This is a genomic window from Nostoc piscinale CENA21, from assembly GCF_001298445.1.
Lineage (GTDB): Bacteria > Cyanobacteriota > Cyanobacteriia > Cyanobacteriales > Nostocaceae > Nostoc_B > Nostoc_B piscinale_A.
On the sequence record NZ_CP012036.1, the window covers coordinates 51,289 to 76,806 of the forward strand.

22 protein-coding genes and 2 pseudogenes are annotated in these 25,518 nt (G+C 41.3%); 15 read left to right on the forward strand and 9 right to left on the reverse strand.

Annotated features, from left to right (window positions below; genetic code table 11):
- Positions 1-263: 263 nt before the first annotated feature.
- A complete protein-coding gene (locus ACX27_RS00225; protein ID WP_418006564.1) occupies positions 264-833 on the reverse strand; it encodes a Uma2 family endonuclease in 570 nt (189 codons plus the stop codon).
- Between the two features lie 95 nt (positions 834-928).
- Entirely contained in the window at positions 929-1,840 is a 912-nt protein-coding gene (locus ACX27_RS00230; RefSeq protein WP_062286978.1) for a M48 family metallopeptidase, read from the reverse strand.
- Between the two features lie 224 nt (positions 1,841-2,064).
- Here ACX27_RS00230 and ACX27_RS00235 point away from each other — a divergent pair, with 224 nt between their 5' ends.
- Positions 2,065-2,382, forward strand: coding sequence for a type II toxin-antitoxin system TacA family antitoxin (locus tag ACX27_RS00235; RefSeq protein ID WP_062286980.1), 318 nt, complete (start codon positions 2,065-2,067; stop codon positions 2,380-2,382).
- Complete coding sequence (locus ACX27_RS00240) at positions 2,379-2,891, forward strand: GNAT family N-acetyltransferase (RefSeq protein ID WP_062286982.1); 513 nt, start codon at positions 2,379-2,381, stop codon at positions 2,889-2,891. Before ACX27_RS00235 ends, ACX27_RS00240 begins: the two co-directional genes overlap by 4 nt.
- 89 nt (positions 2,892-2,980) lie before the next feature.
- Here the strand turns inward: ACX27_RS00240 and ACX27_RS00245 are convergent, their stop codons facing one another.
- The 3 genes and pseudogenes from ACX27_RS00245 to ACX27_RS32150 all read right to left on the reverse strand — a co-directional run bounded on the left by ACX27_RS00245 (position 2,981) and on the right by ACX27_RS32150 (position 4,799).
- Positions 2,981-3,400: a DUF2358 domain-containing protein gene (locus ACX27_RS00245; RefSeq protein WP_062286984.1), complete on the reverse strand. Its 420-nt coding sequence runs from the start codon at positions 3,398-3,400 to the stop codon at positions 2,981-2,983.
- Between the two features lie 12 nt (positions 3,401-3,412).
- Positions 3,413-4,562: pseudogene (locus ACX27_RS00250) on the reverse strand (glycoside hydrolase family 10-like protein).
- A gap of 99 nt (positions 4,563-4,661) precedes the next feature.
- The gene (locus ACX27_RS32150) at positions 4,662-4,799 is read right to left on the reverse strand and encodes a hypothetical protein (protein ID WP_158507324.1); all 138 of its coding nucleotides are present in this window, start codon (positions 4,797-4,799) and stop codon (positions 4,662-4,664) included.
- A 99-nt stretch (positions 4,800-4,898) separates the two neighbouring features.
- Here ACX27_RS32150 and ACX27_RS00255 point away from each other — a divergent pair, with 99 nt between their 5' ends.
- The 3 genes from ACX27_RS00255 (at position 4,899) to ACX27_RS00265 (ending at position 7,598) form a co-directional block, all read left to right on the forward strand.
- Entirely contained in the window at positions 4,899-5,762 is an 864-nt protein-coding gene (locus tag ACX27_RS00255) for an alpha/beta fold hydrolase (RefSeq protein ID WP_062286986.1), read from the forward strand.
- Between the two features lie 311 nt (positions 5,763-6,073).
- Entirely contained in the window at positions 6,074-6,535 is a 462-nt protein-coding gene (locus ACX27_RS00260; RefSeq protein ID WP_062286988.1) for a pentapeptide repeat-containing protein, read from the forward strand.
- Between the two features lie 625 nt (positions 6,536-7,160).
- Positions 7,161-7,598, forward strand: a complete 438-nt coding sequence (locus tag ACX27_RS00265) for a CAAD domain-containing protein (RefSeq protein ID WP_062298046.1) — start codon at positions 7,161-7,163, stop codon at positions 7,596-7,598.
- Positions 7,599-7,841: 243 nt separating this feature from the next.
- Here ACX27_RS00265 and ACX27_RS00270 read toward each other — a convergent pair whose 3' ends face one another.
- The 3 genes from ACX27_RS00270 to petH form a co-directional block, all read right to left on the reverse strand.
- Positions 7,842-8,954, reverse strand: a complete 1,113-nt coding sequence (locus ACX27_RS00270; protein ID WP_062286990.1) for an S-layer homology domain-containing protein — start codon at positions 8,952-8,954, stop codon at positions 7,842-7,844.
- Positions 8,955-9,136: 182 nt separating this feature from the next.
- A complete protein-coding gene (locus ACX27_RS00275) occupies positions 9,137-10,426 on the reverse strand; it encodes a homoserine dehydrogenase (protein ID WP_062298048.1) in 1,290 nt (429 codons plus the stop codon).
- Positions 10,427-10,680: 254 nt separating this feature from the next.
- Positions 10,681-12,003, reverse strand: coding sequence for a ferredoxin--NADP reductase (gene petH / locus ACX27_RS00280; protein ID WP_062286991.1), 1,323 nt, complete (start codon positions 12,001-12,003; stop codon positions 10,681-10,683).
- Positions 12,004-13,047: 1,044 nt separating this feature from the next.
- Between petH and ACX27_RS00285 the strand changes: the two genes are divergently transcribed.
- From ACX27_RS00285 to ACX27_RS00305, 6 genes are all read left to right on the forward strand, one after another.
- Complete coding sequence (locus tag ACX27_RS00285) at positions 13,048-14,052, forward strand: phosphoribulokinase (protein WP_062286993.1); 1,005 nt, start codon at positions 13,048-13,050, stop codon at positions 14,050-14,052.
- Between the two features lie 277 nt (positions 14,053-14,329).
- On the forward strand, positions 14,330-15,013 hold the full coding sequence (gene ispD / locus ACX27_RS00290; RefSeq protein WP_062286994.1) for a 2-C-methyl-D-erythritol 4-phosphate cytidylyltransferase: 684 nt from the start codon (positions 14,330-14,332) through the stop codon (positions 15,011-15,013).
- Positions 15,014-15,411: 398 nt separating this feature from the next.
- Complete coding sequence (scpB, locus tag ACX27_RS00295) at positions 15,412-15,966, forward strand: SMC-Scp complex subunit ScpB (protein WP_062286996.1); 555 nt, start codon at positions 15,412-15,414, stop codon at positions 15,964-15,966.
- Positions 15,967-16,282: 316 nt separating this feature from the next.
- Entirely contained in the window at positions 16,283-16,927 is a 645-nt protein-coding gene (locus ACX27_RS00300; protein ID WP_062286998.1) for a DUF928 domain-containing protein, read from the forward strand.
- Entirely contained in the window at positions 16,914-17,075 is a 162-nt protein-coding gene (locus ACX27_RS34585) for a DUF928 domain-containing protein (RefSeq protein ID WP_418006847.1), read from the forward strand. Before ACX27_RS00300 ends, ACX27_RS34585 begins: the two co-directional genes overlap by 14 nt.
- 128 nt (positions 17,076-17,203) lie before the next feature.
- Complete coding sequence (locus tag ACX27_RS00305) at positions 17,204-17,551, forward strand: DUF760 domain-containing protein (protein ID WP_062287000.1); 348 nt, start codon at positions 17,204-17,206, stop codon at positions 17,549-17,551.
- Between the two features lie 58 nt (positions 17,552-17,609).
- On the opposite strand, the gene ACX27_RS00310 is transcribed toward ACX27_RS00305, so the two are convergent.
- The gene (locus ACX27_RS00310; protein WP_062287002.1) at positions 17,610-18,815 is read right to left on the reverse strand and encodes an HhoA/HhoB/HtrA family serine endopeptidase; all 1,206 of its coding nucleotides are present in this window, start codon (positions 18,813-18,815) and stop codon (positions 17,610-17,612) included.
- Between the two features lie 580 nt (positions 18,816-19,395).
- Between ACX27_RS00310 and ACX27_RS00315 the strand changes: the two genes are divergently transcribed.
- From ACX27_RS00315 to ACX27_RS00330, 4 genes and pseudogenes are all read left to right on the forward strand, one after another.
- The gene (locus ACX27_RS00315) at positions 19,396-19,608 is read left to right on the forward strand and encodes a hypothetical protein (RefSeq protein ID WP_062287004.1); all 213 of its coding nucleotides are present in this window, start codon (positions 19,396-19,398) and stop codon (positions 19,606-19,608) included.
- Positions 19,595-21,566 (forward strand): annotated as a pseudogene (locus ACX27_RS00320) (ATP-binding protein). Before ACX27_RS00315 ends, ACX27_RS00320 begins: the two are co-directional and overlap by 14 nt.
- 30 nt (positions 21,567-21,596) lie before the next feature.
- Positions 21,597-24,968, forward strand: a complete 3,372-nt coding sequence (locus ACX27_RS00325) for a PAS domain S-box protein (protein ID WP_062287006.1) — start codon at positions 21,597-21,599, stop codon at positions 24,966-24,968.
- 143 nt (positions 24,969-25,111) lie between these two features.
- A complete protein-coding gene (locus ACX27_RS00330) occupies positions 25,112-25,489 on the forward strand; it encodes a response regulator transcription factor (protein WP_062287009.1) in 378 nt (125 codons plus the stop codon).
- Positions 25,490-25,518: the final 29 nt, after the last annotated feature.

Genomic DNA, 25,518 nt, shown 5'->3' on the forward strand with positions numbered 1-25,518 from the left:
TACGTCAAATTTGATATTTGACAATTGACACTAACCCAATATAACGTCAGTTAAACTGTGATGAAAATTAATTCTTCCTATAATTTAAGTTATATTAAATTATAGTTAGATAATTTTGTCGGACGACCTCTTGATGAAGCAGAAGTTGGTGTTTAGTCCAAGGCACTAAATTATCAGCTTTTTTCTCTAAAGGTTAATTTTAACTAATTAATCTGTTGTCTTATTGTAGTCGTGTCATTCCACTACAGTAATTTTCTTTTTACTTAATAACAAGATAGATTTAAGATAAACCTAGGCAAAACATTTTCGCCAGATAACTCTGTTGGCAGATTTCTGACTTCTACATCCTGTAATTGGCGGTAAATTTCAACTTGTTGCTGTTGAGGATTAATTAACCATCCTAGTTGCACACCTGCATTCATATATTCTGTCATTTTAGAATGTAGCATTGCTAAATCATCGGTTACTGACCTTAACTCAATGACAAAATCTGGTGCAATGGGGGGAAATTTGCGTCTTTGTTCGGGAGTAAGTGCTTGCCAACATTCTAGTTGAATCCAAGCGACATCAGGAGAACGATCAGCACCATTGGGTAACTTAAAGATAGTTGAAGAACTGAAAACATAACCGAGTCCAGTTTGGCGATTCCAAATTCCTAAATCAATAATTAAATCAGCTTCTCGATTACCACTTTCTCCCCCAACAGGCGATACAATAATTAACTGTCCTTTGGTAGTGCGTTCAAATTTTAATTCACTGTTATTTTGACATAATTGATAAAATTGTTCGTCTGTGAGGTGAACAGTATCTAAATTTAATGTCAAAGAACTCATAACCATATATCTAAATTGAGTTAGGGAGTTGTGAGCGGGGAGCAGATTTATTTGTAATTTATTGTAAGACTGCTATAACTTGAGAGAAGATAATCCTACCAAGACGACATAAACTGCCAATCTTCCGCATCTTTCTCTGCATCTGTTTTGTCTTCTGTATCGGCTGCTTGGTCTACATCTTCTGATTGTAGCAACTTTTCATATTCTCCCGAATCAACCCATTTTAACAATTCGGAAGCTCGCATCACCGACCAGGGAAATTTGTACTCCATAAAGCTAAATATTTTCGTGACTTGATCCAAGTTATCTAAACTAATGAGCGAAAATTCTCGTGCTTGCGCTTGAAACTCGGCAATGGTATCTGCATTTATATATTCCGATGGTAAACCAGCCAACTTCATCAGTGCGGTAATGGCAATATTAATATCTTGACATGCTAATAAACCCGCGCGATCGCATGTGAATTTTGACATCAAAATCCAATTACATAAAGCTACTTCTATCCCCCCAGCCGCTAACCCTCCCAAACCAAAAGTTGTACTATTAATAATATTTTTTAACAATGGCATCACATTTGCCATTTGTTGATAAGCAATATATTTACCCTTAATGCGTGAAATTTCACATCCAAATGCAAATAATAATTCAGAGGGAGAATACCATTCCATTGCTTCTAAATTCGCACTCACCATTGGCTTATCTACACCAACAGCATTAGTTTGAATATGTCCCGTACCACGAAATAAATAAAGTTCCGGCTGGGGAGTCAAGTCAAGAATTCGACAGCTTTCTGTAAACGCATCATATAATTTGGGAAAATTTTGCGATATCACGCGAAATTCACCACCGATAATTTGCATTCTCAGTAAACGGTCAATTCCATATTCATTTACCTTTTTTAACACTAAAGGTAAACCAGGCATTTTATTTAAAGCCGCTAAAGCTTTTTGATCAAATGGATGTTGTAATCTGACTATATTCAGACCAGTCAATATTTTTTTTGTCATGATATCGTTGTTTAGCTGATAGAAAAGATAAATCTCAGAAAATCACAATACATAATACAGATTATCTACTGTTTACTGTCCTGCTATAAATATTTCTTGACCCACTCAATATTTTGAACCTGAAATACCCTGACACTTCTACACCTAGCCTCAAAAAGCTTTATTGTTCTGTACGGCTTTAGGACGTACCATAAAAGATAGAGAGTAAAAAAGAGCCACTCCTGATGTCTAACAAACAAAACCCTGGCAAAACAGAAGACAGACGTAGCAAATCTGAACGCTTGGAAGCACGCCTGACCCGTGAACAGAAAGAATTGTTGCAGTGGGCAGCAGACCTAGAAGGCCGAACAGTCACAGATTTCGTGGTCAGTCATGCCCAAGAGGCCGCAATCAAAACAATTGAAGAACATACCCTCATCAAACTCAGCCGGGAAGACAGCATTGCTTTCGTTGATTCTCTCCTCAATCCGCCTGCTCTCCACGCTGATGCCCCATTGGCACGGGCAATCAGCCGTTATAAAGAAAGTATGAGGCTGCCGTGAGTCTCCCTGCTTTTACGTATACCATCGAGTTGCTCAACACTGGACATAATCGAGTAGATTTCCGGTGTGGAATTGAAGCTCTCGACCGTTATCTGCGAGAACAGGCTGGTCAGGATTTGCGCCGCTATGTAGCAACGCCATTCGTACTGTGTGATGTTGACGCAAATATGATAGCTGGCTATTACACGCTGGCGGCTACGTCGATTCAGGTGGAAGACTTACCAAAAGTACTACGTGGAAAGTTGCCAAGGTATCCGCTTGTTCCGGCTACGTTATTGGGGCGGCTGGCTATCGATGAACGCTACCAAGGACAAGGACTGGGAGCATTCTTACTTGTTGATGCCTTACGGCGCAGCTTTATGAGTGAGATTGCCGCAATGGCAGTGGTAGTTGATGCCAAAGATGAGCAGGTGCGGGCTTTTTATGAACATCATGGGTTCACAGCGTTTCCCGGTCAGTTTCGACGGTTGTATTTGCCGATGACGCTAATTGCTAGACAGTTCAGTTAAAATTGCTTTTTCACACCTACTTTTCTTCGGCTGGGATTGTTTAATTCAGTTCAGGTTTAACAGAGGTGAATATTGAGCAAACTTAAGTGTTACTCTTTTTGAATAAATTGCCTTAAAATCTCTCCTGGCTTTCTATCCCAAGTATCAATATGTTCATAGATTAAATAATCTGAATTGAATTTGTAAGTTGAATAACCATTAAAAAATATCTTAGCTTGCCAAGGCACACGTAAAACACCACGCACTGTCCATTTTGCTAAAATCGTATCTTCTGCCGATTGATAAACTTCATGTAAATCAAATGCAATTTGAGTAAAAAATAATTGGGCGTGAAATCGTAATGTCCAAAAAATAATTCGATAGTTAAATTTATATTTAAATTTATTTACTGGGTCTTTAAAATAGATATCTTGCGTATAAATATCATAGGTAATATCTTGCTCAAAGAGTGTGGGTAAATCTTGTTTGAGAGTTTGAATTACCTGTTCTATCTGTAATTTATCTGCCACGCGCTTTATCCTTTAAAAAAGATTTTTGAAGAATCTCTTGATTCTCTGCCAGAATGACAAAGAATAGCTGTTGCTTGGTTGCTGTAAATCAGCCAAAGTCGGAAACGCCGCAGGTTGAGAGTATGGGCCATTTCGCAAAACTTGAGCAAGAGCATTGTTATTTTCGCGCAAACCTTCGTAAAAAAAAGTAGACTTCGCCAGAAATTCCCAGTCGGCGGTTGTAAGCGATCGCCTGCACAAGATATTCTGGGCTGATGGAGTAATTACCAAGCTTGAGCAAAATTCCCGGTGCTAACTTGGGGAGAGTTGCATCACTAAACTGACAGCTTGCTAGTCGGTTAGCGATCGCTTTATAACTATTAAAATCGCGGCGATATATCTGCGGGTGAATGATATCCACTATGCCCAACTTCAACCATGTGGGAGAATCTTGCAGATATTCGCGCAATCCCCAATCATAAATATTTGGTGCCATCGACACCAACAAGTTAGGATTAATGCTTTTGACTTCGCCATATAAACGTGCCAAAAAATCTGTCAAAATATCGGCACGCCACTGTAACCATTGTTTATCTTGGGGGTTTTGGGGCGGACGAGTGCCAAATTGCTGCTGATAACGGGCAACTGTTAAAGGATCATACCCTCCTTCTGATGGTAAAGCCGGAAAGCGATCATCTCCTTGAATCCCATCCACATCATAATTTTTCACCACTTCCAAAACCAAATTCAACAAAAAATCTTGCACCTGGGGATGAAAAGCATTCATCCACTCAAAACCATTTTTCTGCAACAAATTACCTTGACTATCACGCGCCGCCCATTCTGGCTTTTGCTGTAACAGCATTCCACCATTCAAGTTGTAAGAACTCGCAAACCCATATTCAAACCAAGGGATAACTTTTAACCCCACTCGCCGCGCCTCAGTTATCACCTCCGCGAAAGGGTCACGACCAACAGACATCGGGTCAATTTCTACCCCAAAAGTCTGCTGCATAGTTTGGCTGGGGTACATAGTCACGCCCTTATTCCAAACCACAGGGAACACAACATTAAATCCTGTTTCTGCCAACAAGTCCATCGCTGCTGCAATGCGTTGTTGTGACCGGAAAACTTTACTATCGGTGGTTGTCAGCCAGACACCGCGAATTTCTTTTGGGTTCATAGGTTTCATGAGGAGTCTGAACTGTAACACATATCTTGCACAGGGCGACTGAAGCGACTGAAGTCGCGGCTACACGGACAAAACCCGCCTGCGCGGGTTTCAAACCATATATTTTTCTTCAGTCCGCGTGGTGCGCCAAGCGCAGCGCCAGCGCGATAGGCGGACTTTGTTTGTATAGCCCCGAATTTCATTCGTCGGGACTAGGTGCTTCACACTTTTATTAGAATTTTCTGACATTACTACCACCCCAAACACTGCCCTTTAACAGATGTTAGGGATAGTAATTTGGTACATAATTCCACAATAGCGAGATTAGTTATTTTAAAAATACAACAAATGTCTGATCTTAAAAATGCTTGGGAACATAAATATATAACTACCAATGGTTTGAAACTACACTATGTTACCCAAGGAACAGGCCCTTTAATGTTAATGCTACATGGGTTTCCAGAATTTTGGTATTCTTGGCGGCATCAAATACCAGAGTTTGCGGAAAATTTTCAAGTGGTGGCTTTAGATTTGCGTGGCTATAACGATAGTGAAAAACCCAAAGCGCAATCAGCTTATATTATGGATGAATTCATTAAAGATGTTGCGGGTGTAATTAAAGGATTAGGTCACGAAAAATGCGTTTTAGTTGGGCATGATTGGGGTGGTGCGATCGCTTGGTGTTTTGCTGATGCTCACCCAGAAATGTTAGATAAATTAATCATACTTAACTTACCACACCCAGCCAAATTTTCTCAGGGATTATCAACTCCCCAACAATTATTACGTAGCTGGTATATGTTCTTATTTCAACTGCCAATGATACCAGAATTTCTCCTGCAAGCTTTTGACTATCAACCAATTGCCCAGACTATTCAAGGCACAGCAGTTAATAAAAATGCTTTTACTGAATCTGACCTAGCTGCTTATAAAAATGCGGCGGCTAAATCTGGTGCTTTAACAGCCATGCTCAACTACTATCGCAATGTATTTTCTCACTTTTTACCTAGCAAAAATTGGGAAATTATAAATGTCCCAACACTGATGATTTGGGGCGAAAATGATACTGCTCTTGGCAAAGAACTTACTTATGGAACTGATGCCTATGTCAGTAACTTACAAATTCAGTATATTCCCAATTGTGGACATTGGGTACAGCAAGAACAACCCCAGCTAGTGAATCGTTATATCCGTGATTTCTTGGTAATTTAACATACCAAAATCACATCATACTGAGTGTCAATTAATAATATAAAAATTCCGGTTAAGAACTAATGACAATTCAAAATAAATGCTTGAATTTCTTAAAAAGATTTAACAAGATAAAGATTGGTAATTTTAGGTAAGTTTTTTGAGCGATCGCCAGCCCAAAACCCGCATCAACACTGTTTTTATGTCGTTGACCAAACTATTAAACATCACCTTGATTTTGTGAGTTAAATCAACATTGTCCAGAAATTTAGTGAGATAATAGAATCGTGAGGAAAAGAACGGTTACAACTTCAATACAAAGGGGAAAGATTATGAAATTCAAGCTATTTGCCGCTATAGCCTTAGCAACAACTCCCCTCATTTTTGCCACCTCTGTGAAAGCAGGGAATTCGCAAGATTTACAAAGGCTTTTATCTACTGGGGAATGTCAGAGGTGTAATCTAGCAGGAGTTGACCTCAGTGGCGCTCATTTAATTGGTGCAGATTTACGTGGTGCCAACCTTTCTAAAGCTAACCTTGTAGGCGCAAACCTCGAAGGTGCAGACCTCACCAATGCAAATTTGAAAGGAGCTAACCTATCTTCAACTTTTGTCACCAACGTTAACTTTAAAAAAGCTAATCTTGACGGCGTGAATTTTACCCGCGCTCAAATTCATGACTCCAACGTCTACGGCGCATCAATGGACAATATGAATATCACCGATGCAGATATTTTTAACACAGGCATCGGTGTTGGTGGTGAAGATGGCGCACAAATGCCAGATTGGGACTAAATTGAACTTAAGTAACTCGTTTTCCACAACTGTGGAAATTGGGTGTAGGGGTGAAAGGGTATAGGGTGTAAAGGTTTTGGATACATACACACCTATACCCTTACATCCTTACACCCATTCTTATCAGACAACTTTTGTGCATCAGTCCTGATTTATAAAAGCCAGATACGTGAATACAGAAGAACTTTTATTAAGTATTCACATCAATGACCAATGGATTCATTGACGAATCTGGCTGAAGATAGCTTTAATATTCAGTTAAAATCGGCGATTAACCTTGTATAAATGAGAGGTGATCTGATTTTTGCATGAATTGTACTTGCATGAGTACGATTATCAGCAACTGATACGGCATGGGATAATCTCATCCTGAAGGTTGCAGTTGATTGACACACACAAAACTCAGATAGATGTAGTAACACAGCCTACCATTTTTGGCTTCTGTCCTTCTAGTGACTGTCTACCCTGGAGTTGATGCAGTAGAGGTTAGAGGCATTTATGGTTATAGGGAATACAATGTGTTACCCATCCAAGTCTGATCAACTTGTGCCTTGTCTAATCACAGCCTTTTGGTTGTAATTGTCCGGATTAAAAAAACCCAACTGTCAAATTTATGGAAATTAAGATGCAAGAACCGGAATTCGCAGAAACAAAATCCACAGAAGCAGCAGTAGCAGATATCAACAGCCAAACAGGTACCATTACTAAACTCCAGCCTCCTGCTCAACCTCAAGAGGAATGGGTGAAATACGGCGAACAAATTTCTAGCTTTTTAGCATCACTGCCTGAGTATCTGGGTAGCTTCTTCAATAAATACAAGCAGCCCCTAGTTAGTGTTGGCTTAATTTTGACCGCACTTGTCGCAGTTAAGGTACTTTTGGCAATATTAGATTCTTTGAATGATATTCCTTTGGTAGCACCTACCTTTGAGTTGATTGGAATTGGTTACTCTGCTTGGTTTATTTACCGCTATTTACTCAAGGCTTCAACCAGAAAAGAGCTAACTAACGAAATTACAACTCTCAAATCACAAGTTGTTGGTAAAAACGCTCCTGGCGCATAATAACTAACTATCACTGCAATTTATAGCAGGAGGCAGGAGGCAGCTTTGCTGAAGGCAGGAGGTAAAAGTCTTACTATTCCTGGCATTCAAGCTTTCAACTTGTCTTAACATCTCTGACTACCGCTATAATTTCAAACACATAAGAGAGGGTAGTGTTCTGCACTACCCTCTCTTAGCCTATGACTATATTAATGACTGAAACTTCCGAGAATACTAAGTTCTTACTCAGCACTCAGCACTTTGCTACGGTTCGTTAGCTAATTTATTTTCAGATAGTGAACTTTGCTCAGGCGATGCCTGCGGCCGGCTTTGCCTATGCACAATATTCTCAGAAGAAATTTTATCTAGTCTTCCCAGTTTAACTAAAGCTTGATGTACCATTGCTGCTACTTCTGCCCTGGTGGCTGCTTGATTGGGAGACAAGAGTTGAGGATTAGCATCAGTAATTACCAAACCATTAGCTGTGGCAGTCGCTACCTTAGTTACGGCATATTTAGGAATATTTTTGGCATCTTGATAAATACTTAGCATCTGTGCAGGTTTAGCTGGTTGTTTGAGATTCAACCCACTCACCAGCGCCACTAAAACTTGTACACGGGTAATTTTCTGGTTGGGTTTAAAAGTTTTGTCGGGAAACCCCTTTAAAAAACCTGTACCCACAGCGCGATCAATGGCTGGTGTTGCCCAATATTTACCTGAGACATCTTTAAAAGGTACAGAATTTTTGCTCAGTTCCGTGTCAAAAGCTTTCTGGAGAATGGCTGCAAATTCCGCCCGATTCACAGGCTGATTTGGCCGAAACGTGTAATCTGGGAATCCTTTAATAATTCCACGCGCCGAAAGTGCATTAATAAATCGAGTTGCCCAAAAATTTCTCGGTACATCATTAAAGGCAATGGGTGGTGGAATAATTGATTTTTGTTCAGCAGGGGTAACTAAAGGTAAAGGCGATGAGGGAATTGATGACTCTGGATTTTTAGATGTAGAAGAAGGTACAATTTGTGGTGCTGAATTCAGTGGAAGTACTTGGACTGGTGGCAGGATTTGAGAGGAATTTGGGCTAGGTTCGGGAACTATTTCTGTGGGAGGTACAGGTGCAGCCTCAAGTTGAGGATTAGTAGTTGGCTGCACCTGGGAAGTTGGAGCGGTAACAGTGGGAGTTGGTTGCGTTTGGATTGTGGAATTTGGTGTCGGCGACAACACTATATTGAAGTTCCAGCCAGCATCTCGTCGAGAAAATGACCACAAGAGAATCCCCCCGATCGCCCCGAAGGCAACCAAAATGGCAATAAATTCATCAAAGCCAAGGGCTGTTTTTTCAGATGACTTGGGGTCGGAAGGAGGTAGATTGGTCATCGTATTTTCCCTGAAATTGCAAAGTTACCACTCAAAAATCAAGAAGCTTGGGGACTGAAGTCGCAGCTATCCAAACAAAACCCGCACTTCGACTACGCTCAGTGCCTACCTATGCGGGTTTACAGCTTAATTTTCAGACATCATCTCAAAGCATTTATTTCACCCTTCATACTTCATACTTCTTAAAGCACTCGCAAGATGCTGGGAATGCTATCAATCGCCTCCAGACTCCGAATTTCTTCTAAAGCTTGGCGGAAATTACCTTCCTGCACATCGTGGGTGACAACCACAATTTCTGCTAATGTTCCCTGAAAGCCAGTTTGCACAACTGATTCTAAACTCACACCATGATTGCCAAAGCAAGTACCTAGTTTACCAATTACGCCAGGGTGGTCTTTGGTGAGGAAGCGGGCGTAAAATCGGGTAACTAATTCCGAGATGGGGGTGACTTGGCAGTAATCTTCATGTCTACAAGTTAGCAGGGGATTTGGTGCGGCTGTATTACTCTTGAGGGCTGCTGCCAAACTTAGAATATCTGAGGTGACAGCACTGGCTGTTGCACCTGCACCCGCACCTGGCCCAAAAAACATCACTTGGCCGATGGGTTCGCCTTCTACAAGAATGGCGTTATACACACCGTTAACACTAGCCAAGGGGTGAGATTTCGGTACAAAGGTGGGATGTACTCTTACAGACAACTGGGAGTGGTCATTGTTTTGGTATTGAGCGATCGCTAATAATTTAATCACAAAGCCCAATTTTTCAGCGTATGTAATATCTGTCTTGCTAACTTGACGGATACCCTCACAATAAACATCTGGTAAATTAATGCGTCCACCAAAACCCAAGGATGCCAAAATCGCAATTTTATCGGCTGCATCTAAACCATCGACATCGGCTGTTGGATCAGCTTCAGCATAACCCAAGCGTTGAGCATCAGCTAACACATCCCCAAAGTCACTGCCTTCAGTTTGCATCTGGGTGAGGATATAGTTAGTGGTACCGTTAACAATACCAATAACAGTGTTAATCCGGTTAACACTTAAAGCCTGCTTTAGGGGTTGAATCACGGGAATTCCCCCACCAACAGCCGCTTCTAACATCACATAAACCCCGGCTTCATTGGCAGCGTTGAAAATTTCTGCCCCAAATCGGGAGATGGCCGCTTTGTTAGCTGTGACAACGTGTTTACCATTTTTAATCGCTTGGAGAATGAGCGATCGCGCTGGTTCCAATCCCCCCATCACCTCAACTACAATATCCACAGCCGGATCATTGACAATCGCGGCTAAATCTGTTGTGATGACTGACTGTGGTAATTCTACCGCACGGGGTTTATCAGGCGATCGGACACCCACCCGATAAATTTCAATTTCTTCCAACAACGGATGACGGCCAACAGCATCTTGTAATAGTTGCACCGTACCTGTACCTACAGTACCTAATCCCAATATTCCTAGCTTTACACCCACAAGCTTTTCATCCAATATATTTAGTGCTGAGTCACCGAAGTTTGCTCAACGGGGGGAACCCCCGCACCCAACTTCTCGCTGAGTGCTGAGTGCTGAGTAGTTAAAAGTAGTTAGCACTCACTTCCACCACCAAGACTCTTTTTTCAGCAAGTATATATACAAAACAATTGTAGGGTGAGCATCGCCCACCCTACAGATTATCCTGCTTCAGTTATATTTTGTCAGTTGTCTTAATCTATTGACTAATGACAAACTTAGTAAGTTTCTACGTGCCAACGACCAGCTTTCTTGATTTCTTTTTGGTAATCACTCCAGGTTACGCCTTCTTTTGCAGCCGCAGCAGTTAAAGCTGCATCAATGCCATCTTCCATACCGCGTAAACCGCAGATGTATGTGTGGGTTTTTTCATTTTTAATTAATTGCCACAGTTCATCAGCGTGTTCTGCTACACGGTCTTGAATGTACATTCTGCCGCCTTGAGCATTCTTTTGTTCGCGGCTGATAGCATAAGTCAAGCGGAAGTTATCAGGATACTTCTGCTGCATTTCTTCCAATTCTTCTTTATATAGAATATTGGGAGTTGTCGGCACACCAAAGATTAACCAAGAGAATCCTTTAAATTGGTACTCTGGGTTAGCTGCTCTTTCTGCATCCTTAAACATCCGCCACAGATAAGCACGCATAGGCGCGATACCTGTACCAGTTGCCATCATAATCACATTGGCTTCGGGGTCATCGGGTAATAACATTTCTTTACCCACTGGCCCGGTGATTTTTACGTCTTCTCCTGGTTTTAGGAAACACAGGTGTGTAGAGCAAACACCATAAACTGTTTCACCCGTTTCTGGATGCTTATATTCCAACTGGCGGACGCACAACGAAACTGTCTTGTCATCTACATCATCGCCATGACGAGTAGAAGCAATAGAATATAATCTGAGTTTTTCTGGCTTGCCATTCTTGTCTACACCAGGCGGAATAATTCCAATACTTTGACCTTCGATGTACTTCAAATCGCTGCCAGAAAGGTCAAATTTAATGTGCTGAACAATACCAATCCCGCCTTCTCCAACTAACGGCTCATTAGATATACACTTACCGATAAATGGAGCATTAGGACGATAAGTGTTTACAGGAACGTCAGCGTGGGCTTTTTTGGCTTTCGCTTGAGTCATGGTGTTGCCTTGGTTAACTTTATTCTTGGGCTGTTCTTCAGCTGGTGGTTTAGCGAAGCCTTTGGCTTCACTTTTCGCTTTCACAGGTGTGGCTTGACCATTCCCCTCATTGTTAGCAGTCTCTACAGGTGCAGCGTTCACAACTGCGGCCTTACCATTAAGTTGCTCTAGAGCACTTGCAGGTTGAATGCTAACAATTTTGCCGCCTAGGCGAGTGATACGTCGCATTTCTTGATTCATGCGGTTGTAAGGCACTCTGATGAACACACTGCCACTTTTACGAATTGGGTAGTTCGTTTGATCAGTTTCTTCGTTCTGACGCAGACCCACCACTTCGTAAACGAAGATGCGGCTACCTGATTCTGTGTTGGCAGCACTCTCAACAGCACCTTGATTGTACATTCGTTCTATCACTCCGATATTTACTTAACCGTTTTTCAAAAAAACTATTCCCATCACTTAGCCAGATTTTAGTTTATCGGATTTTGGGATACCAAAACTAGCACGTTGGGAAAGAGGCATCAAAAAATGATACCTTGCTAAGTACACTCGCTCTAGACAAGTAGGTATTGGAATAAACACACCTGTTCACCCTCTAAAATAGAGGATAAGTCGCTGACAGAATGTTAACCATGAGTCAATTTAATCTTTTTTTCGTGAATTATCTTTAAAAAAATCGCTGCTAACAACTTCAACAAATTAGCTGCAAACACTTTTGAGCAGCTACAAATAATGCTTGATAGAGGCGAATTCTGTTCGGCAACCCTGGATATTTTGTAGCTGATTTCTTTATGTTTTTTTCAACAACACTGCTGAAAAATAAAGATTATATAAACTATAACAATCAATTTCCCTGAATGTGAAACTTAGATCAACCTGAATCAGTTGGAGTTTAGGTTCATATTTATACCTTAAATATTTACTCAAGATTACTGTTCAGTAAATCAGGCTGACTACTAAATATCTCTTCATTCTTTAGGTAGATTTTCAAGGTGAATGTTGCAAGTCGCGGGTTAACACCAGTGAAGCAACTGCAACTCTCCTAAAAGGGCTTTAATCGCAAAATTATACTTACTCCTACTGGGAAGATAGGTATCTCATAAGGAAGATGGTTGGAGAACAAAATTTGTGCTGTGTCGAGAAAACTTATGTTTAAATCATTAATCTGACAGTAGCAGCACAAGATTCTTCCTGATATCAAATCTTGTATAGGATTACCCATTCTGTTAAAATTAAGTATACCACTAGGATTAAATACTTACTAGCTGCAAAATAAGGCAATCTCAGACGAGTAACAGCCGCTAATTTGGTTGTACACCCGTCTGATAATCGTTATGTGGCTGAGTAGCAAGAACACAGGAAAAACCAATGGGGTAAACTCCTGGCTTCAAAAATCTGCTGTGTGAAAAATTATTGATTGACACATTTAGTATTTAGAGGAGATTTATGACAAGTAAGCCGGAACGCGTGGTACTAATTGGAGTAGCCGGAGACTCCGGGTGCGGCAAATCTACTTTTTTGCGTCGTTTGATAGACTTGTTTGGTGAAGAGTTTATGACAGTTATCTGCTTGGATGACTATCATTGCTTAGACCGCAAACAGCGCAAAGAAACTGGGATAACTGCACTTGACCCCAGGGCAAACAATTTTGACTTGATGTATGAGCAAATTAAAGCTCTCAAAGAAGGTCAAACCATTAATAAGCCGATTTATAACCACGAAACCGGCATGATTGATCCTCCAGAAGTAGTAGAACCAAATCACATTATTGTGGTTGAAGGTCTACATCCTTTATATGATGAACGGGTGCGATCGCTGCTTGATTTCAGCGTTTATTTTGATATCAGCGATGAAGTTAAAATTGCTTGGAAGATTCAACGCGATATGGCAGAAAGAGGCCATCGCTATGAAGATGTTTTAGCTGCTATCAACTCTCGTAAACCTGACTTTACAAAATACATCGAACCCCAAAGAGAATTCGCTGACGTAGTTCTCCAAGTACTGCCCACTAACCTCATTAAAAACGACACCGAACGCAAAGTTCTGCGAGTACGGATGTTGCAACGCGAAGGTAAAGAAGGCTTCACTCCTGTTTACTTATTTGATGAAGGTTCCACCATTAACTGGACTCCTTGCGGACGGAAGCTTACCTGTTCCTATCCTGGTATGCAACTGTATTATGGCTCCGATGTTTATTATGGCCGCTATGTCTCTGTATTAGAAGTAGATGGTCAATTTGACAACCTAGAAGAAGTCATCTACATCGAAAACCATCTCAGCAACACATCCACCAAATATCAAGGTGAAATGACTCACTTGTTACTCCAACACCGTGAGTATCCGGGTTCCAATAATGGTACTGGTTTATTCCAAGTGCTGACAGGTTTAAAAATGCGTGCTGCCTACGAGCGTTTAACATCAAAGGAAGCAAAACTAGCAGTTCAAGTCTAAAACAAAACAGCAGTGTTTGTGTCAAAGTTTTTGGGGGTGCTTCCGGGGGCATCCCCTTTTTATTTTTATAGTGATGGGAGTGATGAGTAGGGAGTAGGGACTCGGTTCAAAATGCCTCTATAAATCTCTAATACCATTTCACGAAAAATTTGATACAGATGTAAACCCTAAAAGCTTTGCTGTATCTAAGTTTTTTAATTGCGAATTGCGAATGGTGAATTTGGTATAACCTCTAGCTTCTAGCCCCTAACCTTTAGTTTTGTCATTGAGGACGCTTGTGTATTTATTAATTCCTGCTGCTGGTGTCGGCAAAAGAATGGGTAGTAACCGCAATAAACTTTTTCTTGAGGTACATTCAAAATCAATTATTGCTTGGACTTTGTTAGCGGCGGAAGCAGCAAGTTCTATTAGTTGGATAGGAATTATTTCTCAACCTAGTGACTGGCCTGACTTTAAAAATATCATTGCTGATTTGTCACTGACTAAACCTGTGGAATTTATCATTGGTGGTGCTACCCGGCAAGAATCGGTTTACAACGGCTTGCAAGCATTACCACCAGAGGCGGAACAAGTGCTAATTCATGATGGGGCTAGATGTTTGGCTACACCAAATTTGCTGAATGCTTGTGCAGAAGCAATTCGCCATTGTGCTGGGTTAATTGCTGCCATACCAGTGAAAGACACGATTAAAATTGTTGATGAAACTGGCATAATTCAAAGTACGCCTGACCGACAACATTTGTGGGCTGCCCAAACTCCCCAAGGATTTAATGTCCAGTTATTGAAACAGTGCCACGCCGAAGGTATTCGTCAAGGTTGGGAAGTGACTGACGATGCAGCGTTATTTGAAAGGTGTGGTATTGAAGTACGAATTGTTCCAGGTGAGGAGACGAATTTAAAAGTTACCACTCCCCAGGATTTAGCGATCGCTGAATTTATTATCAGTCATCGAGGAGGGTGAGGGAAGAAAGGGGGACAAGGGGGACAAGGGAGACAAGGGGGAGCCACTGCGTTGGGGAGACAGCGCCGTGGGCGGGTTTCCCACGCCAGTCGCTACAACGGAGGGAACCTCCCTTCGGGTTCGCAGTTCCTTCAAGTCGGCAAAGCCGCCCAACGACTGCTCACCGCAACGCGCTGGCTCGACTTGAGGTGACTGTCGTCGACTATGCCGACTCCCTCAGTGGCGTGACAAGGAAGATGAGGGAGATGTTGAGAATTGTTAAGAAAATTTTTGACTTTTGCAACAAAATAAAGTATAATCCCACACACTTGTTAATCGTCAGTTACTAGTCATCAGTTGTCAGTGACCAATGACTAATAACTATTGACTATTGACTATTGACCATTGACTAACACCCAATGAAAACAGCCACCGCGACCAAGACAGCGACTAAAATTGAAGCGATTCTTTATTTAAAGGGTAAGCCTTTATCTCTCAGTGAAATAGCCGAATATGCAGCTTGCGATCGCGCCACTGCCCAAGAAGGCATAATCGAACTGATAGATAGTTACGCCCGTAGAGATAGCGCCTTAGAAGTTGTTGAAACCACAGATGGTTATAGCCTGCAACTAAGAACTGATTTTCAAGATTTAGTGCAAACACTGATTCCGGTAGAATTGGGAGTAGGCGCATTGAGGAGTTTAGCTGCGATCGCCCTCAATAGTCCAATTTTGCAAAGCGACTTGATTAACCTCCGGGGTTCAGGTGCATATCAACACGTTCAAGAATTAGTCGAACTTGGTTTTGTCAAGAAACGCCGAGATAACGAATCCCGTTCTTACTCGCTACAAGTAACACCAAAATTTCATCAGTACTTCCAAATCGAACAACTTCCCCAACCATTTGACACTAAAGAACAGCAACTAGAACTCAATCTAGCTATTGAAGATGAAGTAGAAAATACTAGCGACTAGAGGCTATAAAAGAGATTCTTGCAAAGCATAAACATACACAAGCAAATGTAGTAACAATAGGCTTTGCCAATTAAAGTTTTAATCTACTTGACCGGGGAAGAGATAGAGTCTTATTGACAAGCTAATTGACAATGAAATAGCGATCGCTTTGCTTCAAAGTCCTATACTTTGGTCAAATCTGCCGATTGTGTTGCACAAGAGTTAGACAATCTTTTTCAATGTAATTGGATTGAAAGCCTTGCTATGTATGCTTTTCTGGAGTCTTTGCACCCCAGCAGATAATTTATTTTTAATAAGATCGTTGTAAGAAATTCTTATGAAACACAGGATTATTAAAAAACCTTTAATTGGAATTTCAGTTGCAACATTATTGTTGTGGATGAATGCAACCACTGCTCAGTCACAGTCTATATCTGTAGAGCAAAACATAAATAGCACAAAGATAGTACCAGGAGAGCCAATCAAGTATCAACACTTTGGCAACGGAAAACGAATGAGGCGGATAACAGGAGGAATAAGAGAAAATTGTTTGTTAGGCGCAAATAAGAATCCTACTGTGTTAATTCCAGAAAATCATCCTGTACTGACTACTTTTGAACAGCCAAAATTATTTTTCTATCTTCCCAAAACTGCGAAAACTTTTATACAAGGATTTGAATTGATTGTACAAGATGCTGATAAAAAAGTAATTTATCAACAAAAATACAAAGTTAATCAAAAATCTGGAATTTTTAGCCTTGATTTACCTGCTGATAAAAATCAACCATTACTTGAAGTTGGTCGGGAATATGATTGGATATTCTTAGTAATTTGCAATAACTCAGACCGCAGCTTAGATCAAGCTGTGGCTGGAACTGTCAAACAAATCGTTCCTGACAAAGATTTGACTAGTAAGTTAAAAAAAAGCTTCGCCAAGAGAACGTGCAGCTTTATATGCAGCCAATGGCATTTGGTACGATAGTTTGGCTATCCTCGCGCAGCTACGTCGTCAGCGTCCAAGAGATGCTGCTTTACAAACAGATTGGCAAAGTCTTTTAGAGTCACTCAAGTTAGCAAATATCGTCCCAGAACCTTTATTGGGTGAGTTAGAAGTAGATACAAAAATCTAGTACCGCGTAGCTATACTAGCCCCTAAGCCTTCTTTCAGGTAGATATAAAACCCATACCTGTGGAAAAGACGCTACCCTTGTACTATGGTTTAGAGTAGAATTAGCAACTAAGCTAAAAAAGACTGCCAATGGTGTTTGACCCTGACTTTTTGAATGACAACTCCGAGGAACACCCGAATCAACTTCTAGGCGAGAACTTTGAGGAAAATCCCAATCAGTTACTCCAGTATTTGCAACATCAGTCGCCTGATGTGTTAGCGCGTGTCGCCCAGTCTGTCAGCCCTGAAATTAAGCAAATAATTTCCCAAAACGTCCAAGGGCTAGTGGGAATGCTACCCGCAGAAAACTTCAACGTGCAAATTACTACAGACAGAGAAAATCTGGCTGGGCTATTAGCCTCAGCAATGATGACGGGGTATTTCTTACGGCAGATGGAACAAAGAATGCAGTTAGATTACTTGTCTGAGGGGCAATAGTCAATTTTAGATTTTAGATTGGTTAAATATCCAAAATCTAAAATTGTTGGACGATTGACTATTTTTTCGGATAGACACCTGACTGCACTTTTAAAGTCTGTATTTTGCCACTGCGGTTGATTTCAAGTACGAGGATATCGCCGACTGTGCTGGATTCGACTAGCTTCTGCACTTGGGCGGCTGTTTTAACTGGTTTTGCATTCACTTTTTGAATTATGTCGCCAGGAAGCAGTCCAGCCCGTTTTGCTGGCGAGTTATCTAATACGCCCTTAATTACCACACCAGAATCTTGCTTGATGTTGAGTTTGTGTTCGAGATTAATTTGCTGTTTTTTGGTGGGGTTTAAGTCTGCCATTTCAATTCCCAAAAAAGGATGATCTACCCGCCCTTTAGTAAATAATTCTTTAGCCACACGGGCTGCGGTTTCAATTGGAATGGCAAAACCTAATCCTTGGGCATCAGCGCGAATGGCGGTATTTACGCCGATAACTTCGCCTTGGGCATTTAACAATGGCCCACCAGAGTTACCAGGGTTAATAGCTGCATCAGTTTGGATGAAACTTACACGTTTATCTGGTACACCAACTTGGGCGCTGGTGCGGTCAGTGGCGCTGATAATGCCGATGGTAACAGTGTTATCTAAACCCAGAGGATTGCCAATAGCGATCGCCCATTGTCCAGGAATCAAATTTTGCGAATTGCCCAGCTTCACCGTCGGCAATTTATCACCAGGAATTTTGACAACCGCTACATCTGTAATCGTATCAATACCTATGACCTTGCCCTCAAAAGTCCGACCATCCTTGAGGGTGACTTGGACTGTATCTGTATCGGCAACTACATGGGCATTTGTTAGCAATTCACCATTTTGACTCAAAATAAATCCTGAACCTGTGCCGCGTTCAATCCGTTCCTGGGGAATGGCTTGTTCCTCATCACCAAAAAAGCGGCGCAAGAGGGGGTTTTTTAGAGCATCCGAGATGGGATTTGCTACTTTCCGAGTTGCATTAATTCGGACTACAGCTGGGCCGACTTTCTGCACTGCTGTAGCGATAAAATTCACGTTATCCCCGCCAGTCGCTCCCAAACTACCACTAGGGGCATAAGGGGTGATAGATTCTGGAGGTAAAGCCGCTGTCACATTTCTTAACTCTCGAAACGAGCGATTTTGTGTCAGGAGATAGCGACTACCAAACAGACCTGCACCACCACCAACCAATAGTAAAGATAAGTAAATAGCCAGTTGCTTCAAAGATAAATTCATAATAATTACGCTTAAGGAGAGCAATGCAGTTGCTAATTTCTAAGTGTAGTCAAGCAATTCGTAAGTGGACAGATAAATTTAACATACAGTTGCTTAATAAATATTTAAACTGAGAAATTAGTGATCCACAAAGAGCTTGACTGCTGGGAAAAATCGCCAATATTTACCTAATAGTTATACAGCTAAAATTTCTGGGAAGACTAGTCTTAATTGAGCAAGATGAGATCCCTAGACTGTGATGACAATTCCTAAGTATATGAATGGTTATGCTGATGCAACTGTGCAGATTCCTAGCTTGAAAGTGTTGAATCACCGAAGTTTACAAGGGCAGGGGAAACTTCCGAACTTTGCTCAACGCGGTTTCCCCGCGCACGCAAGTTCTCTCCACAGGCAACTTCTTGCTGAGTGCTGAGTAAAAATCCTAGTACCTAGTCAAGAGTTCCTCTTTCATGTTTGGTTATGAGATGTTCTCATAAGTAGCTGACTAGATCATGGCTTGGAAGATTGATGCTGGGGGTCGTACTTTAGTTTATCGGGTATTCGCTGTGCTGACCAATTCCCCATTGTTTTCCAACAGTTTATGAAATTATTTACACGCGATCGCCTGAAAATCCTCAAGAACTTGTACATTCAAGGCTTGATTCTCCCAAAAAATGTACACCTTGAACGAAATACTCAACTGCTACAAAGCAAAAACTTAGCAGCAAGATTTCCAAAAATTCCTCACTTGCTTGGTTGGCTCACAGGTAAATATCCAAGTTCTTTAGAGGAGGTGAGATATGTCTATCATTAGCTTAAGAAAAATTTTGAACAAAAAAGAATTATTATCCCTGCTTCAGAACTTAGCCAATCAAATTAACAGTGCTATTCATATTGAACTGTTAGATGGTACACCATTGATCAGTATTGGTACGCAAACTACAAACAATCGATATCCGATTGAGGTTGCTGGAGAAAAAAATTGGTTGGGTAGTTGGGACAGCACAAACACAGACAGTTGCAACCTTGCTGTCGCTGTTAGCCAAACAAGAAGCCGAAAAAAAAAGAACTAGCCAAAGAATTACTAGAGCGATATCAGGAAATTGACTTATTTCAAGATATTTCGACGCAACTGACAACGAGTTTAGATACCAAACAAATTGCTCAACTCGTGCTTCAGGAAATGAGTCAATTGATTGAATCATCTGCGGGGACGATTTTACTGCTGAATGAAGATGCAGCAACTTTGGAAGTAATTGCCGAATTTGGCAATATGTTTGAGCAGAGTCAAATTCCCTCCACTAAAGGCATTATTGGTCAAATTATCCAATCTGGGCGTGCAGAACTGATTAATGATGTGCAAGCTGATCCACGATTAGGAGATGAGAAAAACATTCACGGGCTGATTTGCGTTCCCTTGCGTGCCAAAGAACGGATACTAGGTGCGATCGCTCTTGGTACAAATAAAATCGACGCATATACAGCCGAGCATCTCAAACTGGTGAGTATTTTTGCTTCCCAAACCGCAGTCGCCATTGAAAAAGCTGTGCTGTATGAACAAAGCACCCAAGCTACCGCCCAAGCCAAAGCCCAGACAGAAAAACTCCAGCAAGCCTTACAAGATTTAAAACTGGCGCAAACCCAGTTAATACAAAGTGAAAAAATGTCCAGCTTGGGACAACTCATAGCTGGCGTTGCCCATGAAATCAACAATCCCGTTAACTTTATTTGCGGTAACTTGCGTTGTGTTTCTGAATATGCTGAAGATTTATTGTACTTATTACAAAAGTATCAGAAAAATTTTCCTGTAGTGCCGCCAGAGTTGGCATCAGAGATCGAAAATATCGATGTCGAGTTTATTACCGAGGATTTACCCAAAATACTAGATTCTATGAAACTAGGGAGCGATCGCATCGTAGAAATTGTCAAATCCCTGAAAAATTTTCCCGCCACGACGAAGCCCAAATGAAAACCGTCAACATCCACGACGGTATTGACGGGACACTGATGATTCTCCGCCATCGTCTGAAAGCAGCTTCCCATCGCCCCGAAATTCCAGTGATCAAACACTATGCCCAACTTCCTCCAACTGAGTGCTATCCCGGACAGTTAAATCAAGTGTTTATGAACATCTTGGCAAATGCCATTGATGCTTTAGAAGAGTCAATTGTCCAGAGTCAACTGACTAAACCTCAAATCACCATTCGCACCCAAAACCTAGACAATCAGTGGATTGTGATTCGCATTGCTGACAATGGCCCAGGTATGAAAGAAGAAATCATCCAACGGATCTATGATCCCTTCTTCACGACCAAAGAAATTGGGAAAGGTACTGGCTTAGGTATGGCCATTAGCTATCAAGTGATTGTCGAGAGACACCAAGGAATTCTCAAGTGTCTTTCGCAACCAGGCCAAGGCACAGAATTCTGGATTCAAATTCCAATTAATTCTCCAGCAGTAGCCAACGCTGAGAAGCATCAAGATAGGGCAGATTTTGCCGCTAATAGTGTTTTATCGCCACCAACCAAAGAAACCAAAACATCCTCAACAGAAGGTTTCATTTCATCCACAAACCCTATGCTCAAATCCCATGAAATGCTGATTCGCCACAGTCAACTGATCCGGCGACTTTCACAGCAGAGTCCAGATGTCAATACAACTTCCGCTAATGAAATTTATCAAATGTTTCAACGTCATCCAATTGTCTTGAAGCTTTACTCTACCTTGTTATCCTGGTTTGCTTGTCCCACCCCTACTCAAATTCCTTATTAATTCCCCCATCGATATTAGGAAAGTCTGAATATGTCTAGCCAACTTGACGAATTTAATCATGATCTCTTGGAAAAATGTCCCGTTGGTCTGGTACTCTACCGCACAGATGGAACTTTAATTCACACCAACCCCGTCTACGCTGATATTTTGGGGTGCACTGTTCCTGAAACTCTTAACCTCAACAATTGGCAGATTACTCCTGAAAGTTATGTTGCTACAGAGCAAGCTATTATAGAAAACTTAGAAAAAACTGGTTGCTACGGGCCTTATGAGAAAGAGTACATCCACAAAGATGGACATTTAGTGCCGGTGAGAATTTCTGCGGCCATGATTGAGCGAGATGGAGAGAAGTTGATTTGGTCAAGTGTAGAAGATATTACTGACCTCAGACAAACTCAAAAAGCATATCAAGAATCCGAGAAAATCTTAAAACAGAGTGAAGCGCGATACCGTTCTTTGATTAAAGCTAACACACAAATTGTCTGGGTTAGTTCACCAGAAGGAATTTGCTTTGAACTTACCGATTGGATAGCTTACACAGGGCAAACTTTAGCGGAAGCCGAAAACGGTGGTTGGATTGATGCTGTTCATCCCGACGATCGCGGTTACACTGGAGAAGCTTGGGGTATTGCCGTAGCCAACCTCAGCCAATATCAAATTGAATACCGCATTCGCGGTAAAGATGGCAACTATCGCTACTTTTGGGTCTGGGGTGCGCCTGTAATTGAAGATGATGGTAGCGTCAAAGAATGGATTGGTACTTGCACAGATATTCACGATCGCAAACTGGCAGAAGCGGAAAATCAAAGATTAAAAGAACGATATAGCACTTTGGTAACGGCTACTTCTCAAATTGTTTGGGGAGCCACAGCCGAAGGTCTAGGAATTAGTAGTGAAATGCTGACTTGGATCGGTTATACAGGCCAGACAGAAGAAGAAGTTGCAGGTTGGGGTTGGATTGATCCGATTCATCCTGACGACCGTAGTCAATCCCAAGCCGTCTGGAATGCGGCAGTAGCGAACAGCAGTATCTACCAAACTGAATATCGCTTGCGGGGCAAAGATGGGATTTACCGCTATTTTTCAGTTTGTGGCGCTCCTGTCTTAGAAGCAGATGGTAGCATTCGAGAATGGATTGGTACTTGCACTAATATTCACGATCGCAAACTAGCAGAAGCAGAAAATCAGCGTTTATTAGATATGCTGAATCACTCCAGTGACGCGATTATTGTCCGCGATATGAGTGATAAAATTGCCTATTGGAATCAAGGCGCAGAAAGGCTTTACCATTGGACGCGTGAAGAAGTCAAAGACCAATATATTTACACATTCCTCAAAAAAATCTTTCCCAAACCCAAAGAAGAAATTACAGCCGAGTTATTACAGCAAGGCCATTGGGAAGGAGAAGTCCAACATATTACCCATGATGAAAAACTCATTACTGTCCAGAGTCGATGGACTTTGCAACGAGATGCTGCTGGTCAACCTTGTGCAGTGTTAGAAATTAATACTGATATTACCCCCCGCAAACAAGCTGAAATTGCCCTCCGCCAACTCAATCAAGAACTAGAAACCAGAGTTGCTGAACGCACAGCCGCCTTGCAAGATACCCTAGCCGAAGCCCAAGGGTTAAATGCCATTTTGGATAACTTAGCGGATGGTTTGTTAGTGGTAGATATGTCAGGGCAAATTACCCATTTCAATCCTGCCTTTTTAACCATGCAAGGATTGACAGCCAACGCTGTCAAAGGCAACTATCAAGAACTACCGATCGCAGGTTTAGCACATTTAATTGAACAAACTCAATCCCATCCCCAAGAAGTATTTACGGCAGAAATTGAACTAGCCAAAGAACGCATTGGTCAAGCCGTCGCCACCGCCATCTTTAAACAAACCACAGCCAACGAACCTGCAACCTGTTTTGGTTCTGCACTGCTAATTCGGGATATCACCGCCGAAAAAGAAGTGGACAAAATGAAGACCGATTTCATTTCCACAGTTTCACACGAACTGCGGACACCTTTAACTTCGGTGTTGGGTTTTGCCTCCATTATTAAAGAAAAACTCGAAACCGATGTCTTTCCCATGCTGACTACCGAAGACCGTAAACTGCAAAAAACAATTAAGCGGGTAGGTGACAATCTCAACATTATTGTCTCGGAAGCAGAACGGCTCACATCCTTAATTAACGATGTTTTAGACATTGCCAAAATGGAAGCTGGAAAAGTGGAATGGCACATGCAGCCGCTTGATCCTGGTGAGTTATTAGATTGGGCGACTACAGCCACCGCCGCCTTGTTTGAAACCAATGGCTTGCATCTGGTGAGCGAGATTGATTCTGGTTTACCGCAAATAGTGGGCGATCGCAATCGTTTATTGCAAGTCCTGATTAACTTAATTTCCAATGCGGTGAAATTTACTCAAGCTGGTACTGTTACCTGTAGCGTCAAACAACAGCACGAAGGCGTTTGCATCAGCGTCATTGATACAGGTATTGGGATCGCGCCAGAAGACCAACCAAAAGTATTTGAGAAATTCCGCCAAGTTGGTGATACCCTCACTGATAAACCCAAAGGCACAGGGCTAGGATTACCCATTTGCAAACAAATTGTTGAACATCATGGTGGCAAAATCTGGGTAGAAAGTGAACCAGGCAAAGGTAGTGCTTTCTCGTTTTTGATTCCCATTTATACCAAAGATGACCAAGCCAATGGACAAATTAATTTAGAGGCCTTGGTCAAACAACTCAAAGAACATGTGATTACTAGTAATGCCGTACGCAACGAAAAGCGCAAAACGATTTTAGTAGTAGATGATGATAGCAATATTCGAGAATTACTCCGGCAGCAATTAGAAAACGAAGGTTATAAAGTTCGAGAAGCAAAAGACGGTATGGATGCAATTCATCAAATCAAAATTGCCCGTCCCGATTTAATTGTTTTAGATGTGATGATGCCACAAATTAACGGCTTTGATGTAGCAGCCGTCTTAAAAAATGACCCCCAAACGGCAGATATTCCCATCATCATCTTATCAATTATTGAAAATAAAGAGCGTGGCTACCACATTGGTATTGATCGCTATCTCACCAAACCCATCAACTCAGAACAACTTTTGAGCGAAATTGGTTTACTACTTTCCCAAGGCACTTCCAGTAAAAAAGTATTAGTTGTTGATAAAAATGCTTCCACACTCAAAATATTATCCGATGTTCTGCAAACTCAGGGATACAACGTGATTGAAGCCTCAGATCCCCAAGAATGTCTGCACAAAGCACGAGCCGTTAAACCTGACATGATTATCATTGATTCCATCTTTTCCTCGGAAACCGACCTAGTGAAGACACTACGGTTTGAAAAAGATTTAGAAAATGTATTTTTTATCATGTTGGCAGATCACTGAATTAAGAGAGGTTATGGGCTAGGATTTTTACACTCAAAAACTTGCTTTTATAATCCCTAACCTCTAACCCCCTAGTCTCTAATCTCTAGTCTCTTATTTCACCAATATACAAATAATTTTTAGAAATTAAATTGGATTGATATATGTCGCAAAAAATTCTGATTGTTGATGATGAACCTAACATCGTAATTTTGATGGAACAAGCTCTAGAAACATTAGAAGATGAAGGTGTAGAACTCTTAACGGCGAGAAATGGTGAAGACGCACTGGAAACTATTAAAACAGAAAAACCAAATCTCGTTTTTCTTGATGTTATGATGCCAAAAATGAGTGGTTTAGAAGTTTGTCAGATAGTTAAACATGACTTAAAAATGGATGAAATCTACATTATAATGTTGACAGCCAAAGGACAAGAATTTGATAAACAAAAAGGTATAGATGTTGGAGCTGATTTATATTTAACTAAACCATTTCGTCCCAAGGAAGTACTAGAAAAATCAATGCAAGTATTGGGATTTTGAATAAAAACTGACTACCGCTATATCTCTCA